This window comes from methanotrophic endosymbiont of Bathymodiolus puteoserpentis (Logatchev), assembly GCF_900128525.1.
Lineage (GTDB): Bacteria > Pseudomonadota > Gammaproteobacteria > Methylococcales > Methylomonadaceae > Methyloprofundus.
The window spans coordinates 15,201-29,150 of the sequence record NZ_FQTQ01000080.1; the positions used below are offsets into that span (position 1 = coordinate 15,201).

Sequence of the window (13,950 nt, forward strand, 5' to 3'; positions counted from 1 at the left end):
TAAATAGATGATAGCTCAAAATGAAAAAGTTATTAATCAAACAAAGGCTTGGTTAGAAAAGGTTGTTATTGGACTTAATTTTTGTCCTTTTGCCAAGCCTGTTTTTGAGCAGGGGAAAGTTCATTTTCAAGTCAGTGATGCGCAATCACTAGAGTGCTGTTTAGAGGATTTAGCGGCTGAGGCACTGAGGTTAGAGCAAGATAGCGAACTAGAAACTACGCTGCTTATTTACGAAAATTCCTTACAAGATTTCGAAAATTTTTTGGATGTAGTTGATATAGCTAATGATTTTATGGAGGAAAAAGGTTATGAAGGCGTTTATCAATTAGCCAGTTTTCACCCTGATTATTGCTTTGCTGATAGTGATGAGGATGACCCTGCTAACTATACCAATCGTTCGCCTTATCCTATGCTGCATTTGATTCGCGAAGCAAGTATAGAGCGAGCTTTGGCCAGTTATAAAAATCCGGAAAATATTCCAGAAACTAATATCAAGCTTGCAAGAGAGTTAGGTTTGGAGAAAATGCAAAGTCTCTTGAAAGATACTGTGACTTAGCTTAAATCCATGCCCAGAGAGTAGAAAAACTTTACGACTTAGGTTTTATTTTAAAATAATGAGGCGTAGTAGGGTACGCATTGCGTACCCTTCCTAATGTTTCGGCTTAAGTGTAAGCCCTGAATGTATAAGCTATTTAATCGATTAGCTTGGTTTTTTCTATTTCAGATAATAAAAACTCTACCTCTGCTAGAATCTTTCGTCTAAAAAAGATAAAACGCCAGCGACTGCCACCGCACTGTCTCCAGAGCATGGTCGAGCGGATTCCTGCGAGTAATAAGGCTCGTATTTGATTGATAATACCTGTCGAAGCTAAGTAAGATTGGTCGCCATTGACCATGATGCGTGGGTTTATTGTACTGATTGTTGTGTGGTAAATATCGGCTAAATTGGCAATGACATTTTCATGCATAATACCAAAATGTTCATTTTGAGCTTGGGCAACTTTTATTTTGTGTTGCACTTGCCTCTGCATATCTGGGTTGTCAGAAAATTTACTCTCTAAAAAGACTAAAGATGCTGCATACCGAGCTTGCTCAGGGTTAGTCATCTTATTGCTACTTAGTTGTGTTTGCAGCTCCTCTAAACCGACGCGTATACCGGCTAAGCCACCATAAGTATCTACAGGGTTGTCTACATCAATGGTTAATATGCTCTTTAAGCTGGCTTCAATGGCTTTGTTATCGGCTTTGCCTGTCGTGGCTAATTGTTGAACTAAATGCGCTACTTGGGCTATGCCTGCAAGAGCAATTGTTTGGTAAGTGGTTGTTTTAAATGACATGAATTAGCAAGTTTGAGTAGGTGAACACATTTTTTGTGTAGGGCGTTTTTCCTTTAACCAAGAGGCCATGCCATGAGCAAGATGTGCGATATGTGACATCTTGAGCTGGTTTGTTAAATAATGACCGACCTTGCCACTACGCCTACCTGATTGGCAAACTAAGATAATTTCTTGATTAGGTGATGTTTGTAGTTTTTTAACTTCAGTAAGCCATTGTTTTGCATTGTATTTTCCTTCTTTGTCGAAAAACATCAGTGGATGACTGCCGGGAATAATGCCTGTTTTTTGCCATTCTTGTGGCGTACGAATATCAATAACTAAGGCTTTATTATTTAGTTCATTACTTACATCATTAGCAGTCAAATCAATGAGTTCCGCTGCACTCAGGATTTTAGTAGAGAATAAAAAGAAAAGTATGAGCGCGTGTTTAATTAACATAATAATGACTTATATAGTGTGTGAGATTTATTTATTCAAACTGAACTTATTGTCAATTTATATCATGATTATTGTTTATTAGTCGAGTATGATGTAACGCTAATTTATCCATAATGTTAAGGAGACCATAATGAAAACATCAGTAAAATTAACCGTAACAGGCATGAAATGTGGTGGTTGTGAAAATACTATCAAAACAGAACTAGGTAATAAAGAGGGTATTGTATCTGTTGATGCCAGCCATGTTGACGACTATGTGGATGTGGTATTTGATGATGCAGTTATTAGTGCAGATGATGTTATTGAGTTGATTGAAAAAGCAGGTTTTACGGTAGAAGATTAAATAGTAAAAAAGTATGTAATAAAATGCAAGAGGTAAGCTATGAGTAAAGAAAATGCCACTCAAAATGAAGATAGCCCAGAACCTGAAGTTCGTTTATCCATACTGGGGATGCGTTGCGCTGGGTGTGTGGGCGCAGTAGAGTCTGCCTTAAATTCCGTTGCAGGCGTGACTTCTGTTGAGGTGAATTTTGCCGACCATTCCGCCGTAGTGAAAGGTGCAGTGGATCCTGAATTGATGAAAAAATCTTTGAAGGATTCTGGTTATGATGCCGCGGTTATGGAGGGTTTTGAAGACCCAGCAGAGCAAGAAGAACAAGAAATGGCACGTTATCGTCAGTTAGTTCGTAAGGCTACGGTTGCGGCTGTTTTTGGTATCCCGTTAATGCTTGTTGGTCATTTTGGTGGTGTTCCAGATATAGGTTCACCTACAGGTAATTGGTTTTGGCCTGAAGTTGCTTTAATTACCTTAGGTATTTTATTTTACTCAGGTGGACATTTTTTTGTTGGCGCTGTTAAAGCTTTAAAATCTGGCCAAGCAAATATGGATACTTTGATTGCATTGGGGACGGGTTCAGCTTGGTTGTATTCTTGTGTGGTGATTGATTATTCTGAATATTTACCGTCTTTATCGGCACATGCTTATTTTGAAGCCTCTATTATTATTCTTGCCTTTATTAATTTTGGTAGTGCATTAGAAACAAAGGCGCGTGGCAAAACTTCCAGTGCTATTCGTGCATTAATTGGCTTGCAGCCGCGTACTGCACGTGTAGTACGCGATGGGAAAGAAATAGACATCCCTATTGAAGAGGTTGGCTTAGGCGAAACATTGAGAGTGCGCCCAGGTGAAAAAATTGCTGTCGATGGTGTGTTGGTTGAAGGTCATTCTACAGTTGATGAGTCTATGTTGACGGGCGAGTCTTTACCGGTTGAAAAAGTAATAGGATCAAAGGTGGCGGCTGGAACAATGAACCAGCGAGGTAGCTTTATGTATCAAGCGACACGCATTGGCCGAGATACAGCGTTAGCTCAAATTATTAAAAGTGTGCGTCAAGCACAAGGCAGTAAGCCTGAGCTCGCTAAATTAGCTGATAAAATTGCCAGTATTTTTGTGCCGGTCGTGGTTATCATTTCGGTAATTACCTTTATTATCTGGAATACTTGGGGGCCTGATCCTTCTTTGGGCTATGCCTTTGTTACGGCTATGACTGTATTAGTGATTGCGTGCCCTTGTGCATTAGGGCTGGCAACACCAATATCGGTTATGGTGGCAGTGGGTCGTTCAGCACAGTCAGGTATTTTGATCCGTAATGGTGATGCTTTACAAACTGCTGGCAAAATAACGAGTTTAGTACTGGATAAAACAGGTACGGTGACAGAAGGTAAGCCAACGGTTGCTACTGTCGAAGCCTATGCAAACTATACACAGGATGATGTTTTACAGTTAGCAGCGAGTATCGAAAAAGGTTCTGAGCATCCTTTGGCATCAGCGATTATGAATGCTGCTGAAGCGAAAGAATTAAAATTAGTGCGTGCAAAAAAGTTTCATGCTGTTGCCGGTCACGGCGTTTCTGCTTTAATTAAAGAACAAACTGTATTGTTTGGCAATGAAGCTTTAATGCAAGAAGAAAATGTTGATTGTGAGGCATTTAAAGCGACTATGCTGAATTTAGCTGAGCAAGGACAAACGCCAATGCTGTTAGCAGTTAATGGTCAGGTTGCGGGCATTATTGCTGTTGCAGATCCGATCAAAGCTGATTCGGCCGCCGCTATAAAAAAATTACAAGAACAAGGCGTGCGTGTACTTATGGTGACGGGAGATAATACCGCGACTGCACAAGCCATTGCCAAACAAGCTGGAATTACTGAAGTACGTGCTCAAGTTTTGCCACAAGATAAAGCGGCTATTGTTAAAGAGCTACAACAAGCGGGTCAAGTGGTTGGCATGGTGGGTGATGGTATTAATGATGCGCCAGCCTTGGCTCAAGCGGATGTGGGTATTGCGATTGGTACAGGTACAGATGTCGCTATAGAAAGTGCTGATATTGTGATTTTGCAAGGTTCATTATTAAAAGTGCCTGAAGCAATGTTACTTTCCAGAGCAACAGTCACTAATATTCAACAAAACCTATTTGGTGCATTTATTTATAATTCACTGAGTATCCCTATTGCCGCAGGTTTGTTGTATCCCATGTTTGGTATCCTATTAAGCCCAATGATTGCTGGGGCAGCGATGGCTATGTCTTCTGTGACTGTGGTTGCAAATGCTAACCGCCTACGTTGGATGGACTTAAATGCGAGTGAAAAAATGGATTATAAACAGCAGATTTTAGATTTAGTCGCGGCTTTTAAAAAGAGCTTGGCTTAATTTAGTTTCAAATTAAAACATGATAGCTAACAGCGCTTATTAAGGTTGTTAGCTTTAAAAAACAGTTTTCAGAAAATGAAGTATATTTAAAGGTAAAAAGTGCAAAAACTCTCTCAATCACAAAAAATAGTTAAATTTCTGAAAGACAATCCAGATAAAAAATTTAATGCTCGTCAGATAGCAGAGAAAATTGTGGAGGCATACCCTGAAGATTACGCCGAGAAAAAATTAAATCCTCGTTTTGAAAATGAAAAATCATTTATTTCTCAAGTCGTTGCTGAAATTGGTTCACAAAAAGAAAATATTATAAAAAATGATAATCATATTTTTTGGCAAGACAAGCCAAGACCACGTATTTACTGGTATAGCACGAAAAATACTCAAGAGGTAAAAGAAAAGTATGAGTTAGCCGAAGAAGAAACAGGAAATATTGACACTGATATTGTCATTTCAAATAGCCCATACTCTGAACATGATTTATATCCAATTTTAATTACCTATCTAAAGTCTGAATTAAAATTATACTGTCAGCGTATAGATGAAAAGTGTTCAAAAAACTCTAGGGGCAGTGGTGGCAATCAATGGCTACACCCAGATATTGTCGCTATGCAAACAGTTGATAAAGAATGGAATGAATTAATAAGGAATTGTATTAAACAAGGTGCAGGGCAAAGTGTTCGCCTTTGGTCATTTGAGGTAAAAAAAGAATTAAATAGTTCAAATGTTAGAAAGAGCTTTTTTCAAACAGTTAGTAATTCTAGTTGGGCAAATGAAAGCTATTTAGTTGCAACCTCTATATCAGATGCTAATGTTGAGCAGGAACTAAGAATGCTCTCAGCTTTACATGGTGTAGGTATTATCTTGCTTAATGTGGAAAATCCAACTGAAAGTGAAATGATGCTTCCATCAAAAGCAAGAGCAGAAATTGATTGGCTGTCGGTTAATAGAATTTTAGTTGAAAATCCTGATTTCAAAGATTATATAGAACTTGTTTCTACTTATTATCAAACAGGTAGGGTTAGAGCAAAAGATTGGAATAAATTGTAAAAATTCACGTTTATTTCAGATCGTTTAGAATGAGCTTCTTGAGAGTAACAAAAAACAGAGTTAGCATAAGGGAAGTAAATATAGACAAATCTTTCCCTCGTGCAAAAGATCGCGAAGAAAGAGTGCTAACAAGTCTATCCTGAGGGGGAAAAGAAGTATGGCAAAACTAGGAACAGAAAAGAGACCAATTATTGTTCGTGTTCATTCAGATGAAAAGGCGAGGTATGTTGCAGAAAAATGCACAGAACATGGATGGCAGTATATCATCGGTTTTGAAACGGATAAACCAGAGGATATTTCTGATTTGGAAAAAATGTTAGACCCTCCAGCCCCAGTGACATTGAAAAAGATGGGTAGAAATGAACCCTGTCAATGTGGAAGTGGGAAGAAATATAAGAAATGTTGTGGCTCAGGTAGTGTGCTATCTGCATAAATAAAAGTATTAACAATTGCATCCACTTGACCGTAAAAAGCTTCATTTTTTTACTAAGGCAAAAAATGCCCCTTTTTACGTCAAATGATGCAGGCGTTAGCTATTTTTTTATAAGGAATAGAAGATGTTAATGCATTTGGCTGATATTCAGCAACAGGTGGGTGGTGAGTTAGTTGGGGATAAAAATACGGAAGTCACTGCGGTGAATTCTTTGGATTTGGCTGTTTCAGGTGAGATTTCATTTGCCGAAAATGATAAGTATTTAGCGGCAGCTCAACAAAGTAATGCGTCACTTCTTATTGTACCTAAAAGTTTTCCTGACTTGGCAGGTAAAAATATCTTGAAGGTCGATAAACCTAAAGAAACTTTTATTGGCATTATGATGATGTTTGATAAATCTGAAGCTAAGTTCTCCGGCATTCATAGCTCAGCGGTGATTTCTGAAGAGCAAGTGAGTCTTGCCGCTAATGTCGCGCTTGCGGCACATGTTTGTATTCAAGATCATGTCACTATTGGTGCAGGTACATCGATTGATGCGAATACCTTTATTGGTCATGATGTCGTGATTGGTGAGAGCTGTAGAATTGGCCCGAATGTTTCGATTTTGTCTAAAGTGACCTTGGGTAATCATGTCATTATTCATTCAGGCACTGTGATTGGCGGTGATGGCTTTGGTTATTTCTGGGATGGTCAACAACAGAAAAAAGTGCCGCAATTAGGCGGTGTCTTAATTGAGGATAACGTCGAGATTGGCTGTAATGTCTGTGTCGATAGAGCGACTTTTGGCATGACCCGTATTGGGAAAGGTACGAAAATCGATAACCTCGTGCAAATCGCCCATAACAATAATATTGGTGAACATTGTATTATCGTCTCCCATGTGGGTTTGTCAGGTAGTGTTACTTTAGGTAAACGTGTGACTTTGGCGGGGCAGGTGGGCATTGCCGATCATATTACGATGGGCGATGGCTCAACAGCTGCCGCAAGAACGGGCATATCCAAAGATGTACAGCCAAACCAGGTAGTCTGGGGCGCACCCAATCGACCGATTAAACAGGTCATGCGTGAAATGGCCTGTATTCCTAAATTACCCGCCTTATTAGGCCAAGTGAAAGCTATTTTAAAGCGTTTATCTGAAGTTGAGAAAAAGCTAGAAGGCTTGGATAAATAACGTAGGGCGGACTTTAGTCCGCCTTTCATGCTAAAGCCACACCCTCCTAGCTTAAAAATTAAACCCATCATTCGTTTACCCTAGCGGACTAAAGTCCACCCTACCTTAGAGTACTAAAAATGAGTTTAAAAACTCCGTGGTTACTGCCTATCTTATCTGGCATTTTAATTGGCACCAGCTATATCCCCTTTCCGCCTTGGGCTTCGTTATTTGCATTTATCCCGCTATGGATTTTCTGGGAGCAGCAAACACGGCTACGTAATGTCATACTTAGCGGTATTTTAGCCACGTTTGTATTTACTTTGATTGGCTTTAACTGGGTTGCTTATCTATTGCATGAGTTTGCTCATTTACCTTGGTTTGTTGCTGTCTTAGGGATGCTCTTGTTTGCGTTGATTGCACATTTATTCGTCCCTGTTGCTGGAATCTTATGGTTTATTGGCTATAAACAAAAACTCTATACTGGCTGGCAATCCATTTTAGTTATGAGCTTATGCACAGCTTTAAGTCTGTGGGCGCTACCCATGTTATTTAAATGGAATTTTGGCTATGCGTGGTATGGCGTGCAAATGCCAATTTATCAATTAGCAGAATATATAGGCTTTAGTGGCTTGAGTATGCTCACTATACTTGCAAATATGCCTTTATATTTTGCTTGGAAAAATAAGCATGATAAACCTGCAAGAAATAAAATACTGCTGCGTTTTGTTACTGTTTTTATGATGTTAAATGCGTTTGGTTTAAGCACTAAAGCATTCCTACCTAAGCCAGATGCTTCTTTCCATGCTTTATTGGTGCAAGCCAATATTGGTAATGCAGAAAAAGTTGCGGCAGAATTTGGTCGTGGTTTTTATAGCAAAATCATTCAACAATACCAAGATGTTACTGATGCAGGTTTGCGTGCACATATTGGTAAAAAAATTGATTTTATTCTATGGTCTGAAACAGCATTCCCCGTTTTGTTAAATGCCCCCTATCAGAGCAGCCATTACGCACAGCAATTAATCCAATATGTGAATGATCGACATGTCCCATTAATTACCGGCTCGTATGCCAAAGACTTGCAAACAGGTTTAATCACTAATTCCTTATTTACCTTAAATGAAAAAGGTGAAGTGCAGTCGCCTTATTACAGTAAATCGATTTTATTAGCTTTTGGTGAATTCCTACCAGGAGAAGAGTACTTTCCCGTCTTAAGAGAGTTGTTGCCGATGGTCGGTAACTTCGGTCGAGGTACAGGCCCAACGAAATTATTGACGTTAAATGACTATAAAATAGGCCCACAAATTTGCTATGAAAGCTTGTTTCCTGATTTCTCTGTCTCTCTAGCAGATTTAGGCGCGCAATTTATTGTTAATGTCACTAATGACTCTTGGTATGGTACATGGCAAGAACCCTATCAGCATATGATAATGACCTTAGCCCGTGCAGTAGAAATACGCCGCCCATTAGTGCGCGCGACCAATACCGGTATTTCTACAGTGGTACTGGCTTCGGGAGAGATATTACAGCAATCGCCTATGCAAGAAGCTTGGTCAGGGCTTTATGAAGTGCCGTATTTAAAAGAGCCTAAAGCGACTTATTATCAACAGAATTTTTGGTTAATGCCAAGTTTGTTGGGGGGGCTGTTATTATTTTTGCTATTGAATGGGGTGCGCGTGCGCGTAGTAAAGAATCGGGGTGGGTAGAGGGATTTTTGTGATAAGCCCTAATATGTATATTTCGCTACTAGTAGATTAGATACCAACCTTTAACTCTTTTTCTGAAATCTAAGATAAACAAACGGTTGATTATGCAAAAATATTAATCTCTGATATTGGGAGGTTTTTAGTAGACTCCCGTTACAGCCTATTTATTAGTTAACCAACCTCTCAACTTTAATTGTTTTAATCGCTCGTGCGGTCATGGAATGAATGATAAAGTTGTAACCACATTCATTAATGCTTTCCCCCGTTTTGGGTAAGTGATGCAAATGTGAGAGCATAAAACCACCTAATGAGTAGAATTCAGAGGCATTGATATTAATACCTAAAATATCATTAACTTCGGCTATTGGTAACTTAGCATCAATCATATAGCAGTCTTGCCCCAGTTCTTGAAATAACATTTTTTGATTATAACGACGGCGTGAGCTTTCTTCAGGGCTACTTTCAAGATCACCGACCACTTCTTCATATAAATCCTGTTTATCTATAATGCCAGTAGTAGAGCCGAACTCATCAACAACAATGGCCGTATTGCAGTTTTGTTGGTCAAATAAATGAAATAGTTCCTCTAAGTATTGATTTTCCGTAACGTATAAAGCAGGTTTAATAACCTGTAGTAACGTTTTCTGCTCTAAGTCTAGTTCCAATACTTCCCAAGGCTCTAGCGATAATATGCCGACAATATTGCTGATATTATTTTGGTACACAGGAATATCATGAAAATGCATACTTTGGGATAGTCTAACGGCATTTCCTAGCGAGGTATTTTGATCTAATGCAACCATATCTGGGACTGGGGTCATGACTTGACCGACGATGGTATCAGCAAAGTTAATGGCACGTTTAATACGGTTACGGTCGAAATCATCTAAATTACTACCCATTTCTGCCATTTCAACAATTGAGCGCATTTGTTCGCGCGAGATAAAAAGGCTAGAGTCAGGATTGCCGGCACCGACTATTTTTGCGACAGTGCGTGCAATGCGTGAAAAAATAAAAATAATGGGGTAAAACAGCAAAGAGAATAGACGTAACACACGCACAATAGCAGGTGCGATGGTGTTAGCATTTTGCTGGTAAATACTTTTAGGAACAATTTCACCAAAGATAAGAAAAATCGGTGAATAGATCAATAGAGCATATAAATCACCGTCATCACCAAAGTATTTCACCATTAATAAAGTCCCTAATGTAGTCAGTGCTACCGTAGCAATGTTAGTGCCCACCAGGGTTGTGCCCAATAAAATGTCCGGTGTTTTAAATAAGTCTAAAACGATTTGTGCACCTTTATGTCCCATGCGTGCTTTATGGCGCATTTTTATTTTATCAGAACTAACTAAAGCAATTTCTGAGCCGGAGAAGAAACCTTTTATCAGTAATAAAATAAGCATTAACACTAATGTTTCGATAACACCTGAATTCAGGACATTCATATTTGTTCTCTTTCATAGTTAGCAGTACCCTTAGCAGGAGCAGGAGGTTCTTTCATTTTTACGCCTTTAGCCAACTGTACGCGTGATATTCTATGACCATCCATTGCTAAAACTGTCATAAGTAAGTCTTCTAATTGCACTTGATCGCCCACCTTAGGTAATCGATCTAATTTTCGGAACACCACACCACCAATAGTGGTCATGCGATTATCTTTAATCACAAAGTGAGTTAAATCTTCTATATGAATTAGTTTCATATCTCCTGGTACGTCATAAATATTTGTTCTGGGATCGTGGTTGACATCTGGGAATGTATCTTTAGGGCATATTTCACCAAATACGAATTGCAGCACTTGTTCCAGAGTGACTAAGCCTTCAACACCACCGAACTCATTTAAAACGATGGCAGATTTAATTTCATGCGTTTTAAAAAAATCTAACATTTCATTTACTTTTTTAGTCGGTGGAATAACGATAGGGTCATATAATAGGCTTTTGATATTAAAATCATTTGCTTGTAATCCTGGATCTAAGAAAATTCCAGCTACATCGGCAGCATGAATAAAGCCAATAAAATTATCTCGGTCTTTCTTGTAGACAGGGAAGTGGTGCATTTTATTTTGGCAAATAAATTGTTTTAATTGCTGCTTATCCCAAGTAATATTGACAAAAGGGATTTGCGTGCGCGGAATCATGATCTCTATAACTTCGGTCGCGCCGGCCTCCAGCAAATTAAAAATCATTAGTTTTTCTGAGCTGCCTAATTCGCCATTTTTGACAACGTCGTCCACTAAAGTTCTAAACTCATCAATATGTAAAATATTGTCTGAGGATTTTTCCTTGCCAACCAAGAGCGTAGTCACCCGATCAGAAATTTTCCAGACTACCCAGCGTAAAGGCGCGACGAGTTTAATCCATATACGTATAACGGGCACAATAATGCGCGTACTAACCACAACAGGGTTGGAAACTGCAATAGTTTTGGGTGTAACTTCTCCAAAAACGAGCAGTAGCGGCACCATTAGCAATAGAGTAATCCAGCCAGCATCTTCTTGACCGTAGAGTTTGACTAATATAATTGTCATATTAGCGGCTGCTGCGATATTGAGTAATTCATTGCCGCATAAGATGGAGATAATTAAACGTCTAGGTTGCTCTAATAGATTATTAATTGTCGTTGCTAAGGGGTGCTTTTGCTTGAGTAGGTTTTGTAAATCAATTCGGGATAAAGAAAATAATGCAGTTTCTGAACTGGAAAATAATGCCGAACCGATTAACAAAAATACTTGAACCACTATTCTCACGAGTACTTCTGGGTCATCCATAGGTGAATTCTTTGGAGTAATAAATGTCCAAAAGGCCGCAGCTTGCTGAGTTATTTCCGTTAAGTAAGGTTCCATGCTGTATGCCAAAGTAAACGCTTAGTATTGAGGTTAAGTAAGGTGAGTCAGTTTGATCAGAGGTACCTAAATATCAAACTATAAGCTTAGCATATTGATTAAATGTAATGAGGTTTATTCTAGTTTAGCAAACCATACCTTATGGGTGATCGCTAGATCAAACGGATGTTTATTGAGTAGGTGAGGTTTTGTTCGATCTGAATTAAATAGCGATAAAAATATAATTTTGTATGATAAGTATTAATGTAATATTATAACATTTCATTTTTTTGTTTGTTTGGAGTAGTTCAGAATGGAGCGTAGACAGGTTTCCTTATTATTTTTTATCGGTGTTTCTAGTTCCCTGATGGCTGAAGAGGTGCAAGAATTAGAGCCTGTGATTGTTTCAGCGCCTTTGCATAAAAAGGCATCGGAAACGGTACACCCCGTTAATATTTTAGAAGGTGACGATTTAGCACTTAAGCAAGCGACGACTATTGGCGAGACTCTAAAACAAGAATTAGGTATACACAGTATGTCTTTTGGTTCTAGTGTAGGTCAGCCGGTGATTCGTGGGCAAGTAGGTAATCGCGTATTGGTACTGCAAAATGGCTTGGGTAGTCTTGATGTTTCAGGGGTTAGCCCTGATCATGCGAACAGTACCGAAGCTTTATTGGCAGAGCGAATTGAAGTATTACGCGGGCCGGCGAGTTTGTTATATGGCAGTGGCGCGATAGGTGGTATTGTGAATGTTATCGATAACCGTATCCCTATGTATATGCCAGAAGCTCTAAGTACGACTTTTGAGCAACGCTATAACTCAGTGTCGAATCAGTGGAGTAGTGCCCTAAAGCATGATGGTGGTTTGGATAAAGTCGCTTGGCATGTCGATGGTTTTTTTCGTGATAGCGGTAATTATGATGTGCCTACGGAGTCGAATGGTTTAGGCTATGTGTCGAATACGGATGCACAAAGCTGGAGTGGCACGATAGGGGCTTCTTGGGTTGACGATTGGGGGATGATCGGATTTTCATATAATCATTTGGATAATAATTACGGTGTACCGCCTGTTGATGAACTGGTACGTATTGATTTACAGCAAAATCGCTATGATTTAAAAGCTGAGTTGTATGAGCCGTTTTCTTGGGTAGAAGCGATAAAGCTACGTTTTGCCTATAATGATTATCAGCATGTGGAGTTAGAAGACGGCATAACGGTTGGAACGCAATTTGATAATCAGGGCATTGAAGGGCGAGCGGAATTAGTGCATAAGTCTCTAAGTTTTATTGATCATGGGGTTTTTGGGTTTCAGGCGCAGAGTAAAGACATTGAAGCGATAGGCGAAGAAGCGTTTATACCGCCTTCATCCGTACAAAATTATGCAGGTTTTATTGTTGAAGATATACATGCAGGCGCAGTGACTTATGAGCTGGGCTTACGAGTTGAGCATCAACAAGTTGATGCTGAAGGTTTTGCCCGTAAGCAGCATACGCCAGTAAGTGCCTCATTATCAGCTTTGTGGCATGTGACTGATGATGTGTTTATGAGTTTAGCATTCACTCATGCGCAACGCGCACCCGATGTACAAGAATTATTTTCTGATGGGGTGCATTTTGCCGCGCAAAGTTATGAGTTAGGTGATGAAAATCTGGGGCTAGAGACCTCTTATAATTTAGAGTTTAGTTTCAAAACTGATTTTGACTGGGTGAGTACCGAACTCAATTTATTCCATAATTGGAGTAATAATTATATTATCCAGAATAATACCGGTGATTGGTTTGATATGGGTAGTGAGTCTTTTGTCACGGTTTGCGCTGATGGAGCTTCTTGTTTACCTGTTTATCAAGCAATGCAAAAGGATGCACGTTTTTATGGTTTTGAAGCACAAGTGGTTTTTCCGGTTTGGGACGGGGAGAATAATCAGTTCGATATGACTTTATTTAGTGATTTTGTACGCGGTGAATTAAGTGGCGGTGGCAATGTGCCTCGTATGCCACCACTACGCTATGGTTTTCAGCTAGATTATACTGGCTATGATGCCTTTGCTGCTGGCTTACGTTTAACGCGAGCTGAGGCGCAAACGCATGCAGGTGAGAATGAATCTAATACGCCAGGTTATTTATTATTAGGTATGAATATCAATTACAGTGTGCGCCTTGCGGATAAAGTAGATGCTTTATTTTTTGTCAAAGCGAATAATTTATTAAATGAGACCATCCGTAATTCTACTTCGTTTTTAAAAGAGGTGGCACCAGAGCCGGGTCGAGGTGCGGAAGTTGGTATCAGAGTGAGCTTTTAA

At 39.3% G+C, this 13,950-nt stretch carries 12 protein-coding genes; 8 read left to right on the forward strand and 4 right to left on the reverse strand.

The features are described 5' to 3' along the window. The first annotated feature begins 7 nt into the window (after window positions 1–7). The gene (locus BQ7314_RS06825; RefSeq protein WP_174482954.1) at window positions 8–556 is read left to right on the forward strand and encodes a DUF1415 domain-containing protein; all 549 of its coding nucleotides are present in this window, start codon (window positions 8–10) and stop codon (window positions 554–556) included. A gap of 136 nt (window positions 557–692) precedes the next feature. On the opposite strand, the gene hflD is transcribed toward BQ7314_RS06825, so the two are convergent. Beyond that, window positions 693–1,337, reverse strand: a complete 645-nt coding sequence (gene hflD, locus BQ7314_RS06830) for a high frequency lysogenization protein HflD (RefSeq protein ID WP_174482955.1) — start codon at window positions 1,335–1,337, stop codon at window positions 693–695. Window positions 1,338–1,340: 3 nt separating this feature from the next. After that, window positions 1,341–1,775, reverse strand: a complete 435-nt coding sequence (locus BQ7314_RS06835) for a rhodanese-like domain-containing protein (RefSeq protein ID WP_174482956.1) — start codon at window positions 1,773–1,775, stop codon at window positions 1,341–1,343. A 130-nt stretch (window positions 1,776–1,905) separates the two neighbouring features. Between BQ7314_RS06835 and BQ7314_RS06840 the strand changes: the two genes are divergently transcribed. From BQ7314_RS06840 to lnt, 6 genes are all read left to right on the forward strand, one after another. Next, entirely contained in the window at window positions 1,906–2,118 is a 213-nt protein-coding gene (locus BQ7314_RS06840) for a heavy-metal-associated domain-containing protein (RefSeq protein WP_174482957.1), read from the forward strand. A 39-nt stretch (window positions 2,119–2,157) separates the two neighbouring features. Next, entirely contained in the window at window positions 2,158–4,482 is a 2,325-nt protein-coding gene (locus BQ7314_RS06845; RefSeq protein WP_174482958.1) for a heavy metal translocating P-type ATPase, read from the forward strand. Between the two features lie 99 nt (window positions 4,483–4,581). Then, window positions 4,582–5,529 carry a COG2958 family protein gene (locus BQ7314_RS06850; RefSeq protein ID WP_174482959.1) on the forward strand — a complete coding sequence of 316 codons (948 nt, stop codon included), beginning with the start codon at window positions 4,582–4,584 and terminating at the stop codon, window positions 5,527–5,529. A gap of 88 nt (window positions 5,530–5,617) precedes the next feature. After that, complete coding sequence (locus tag BQ7314_RS06855; protein WP_174482977.1) at window positions 5,618–5,962, forward strand: PBPRA1643 family SWIM/SEC-C metal-binding motif protein; 345 nt, start codon at window positions 5,618–5,620, stop codon at window positions 5,960–5,962. A gap of 124 nt (window positions 5,963–6,086) precedes the next feature. Further along, window positions 6,087–7,133: a UDP-3-O-(3-hydroxymyristoyl)glucosamine N-acyltransferase gene (lpxD, locus tag BQ7314_RS06860; RefSeq protein ID WP_174482960.1), complete on the forward strand. Its 1,047-nt coding sequence runs from the start codon at window positions 6,087–6,089 to the stop codon at window positions 7,131–7,133. Window positions 7,134–7,252: 119 nt separating this feature from the next. Continuing rightward, window positions 7,253–8,821 (forward strand): apolipoprotein N-acyltransferase, encoded by a 1,569-nt coding sequence (lnt, locus tag BQ7314_RS06865; protein ID WP_174482961.1) that lies wholly within the window; start codon window positions 7,253–7,255, stop codon window positions 8,819–8,821. A gap of 167 nt (window positions 8,822–8,988) precedes the next feature. On the opposite strand, the gene BQ7314_RS06870 is transcribed toward lnt, so the two are convergent. Both BQ7314_RS06870 and BQ7314_RS06875 read right to left on the reverse strand, forming a co-directional pair. Beyond that, window positions 8,989–10,272 (reverse strand): hemolysin family protein, encoded by a 1,284-nt coding sequence (locus BQ7314_RS06870; protein ID WP_174482962.1) that lies wholly within the window; start codon window positions 10,270–10,272, stop codon window positions 8,989–8,991. Further along, window positions 10,269–11,672 carry a hemolysin family protein gene (locus BQ7314_RS06875; RefSeq protein ID WP_174482963.1) on the reverse strand — a complete coding sequence of 468 codons (1,404 nt, stop codon included), beginning with the start codon at window positions 11,670–11,672 and terminating at the stop codon, window positions 10,269–10,271. Before BQ7314_RS06875 ends, BQ7314_RS06870 begins: the two co-directional genes overlap by 4 nt. A 292-nt stretch (window positions 11,673–11,964) precedes the next feature. Here BQ7314_RS06875 and BQ7314_RS06880 point away from each other — a divergent pair, with 292 nt between their 5' ends. Then, a complete protein-coding gene (locus tag BQ7314_RS06880; protein ID WP_174482964.1) occupies window positions 11,965–13,950 on the forward strand; it encodes a TonB-dependent receptor in 1,986 nt (661 codons plus the stop codon).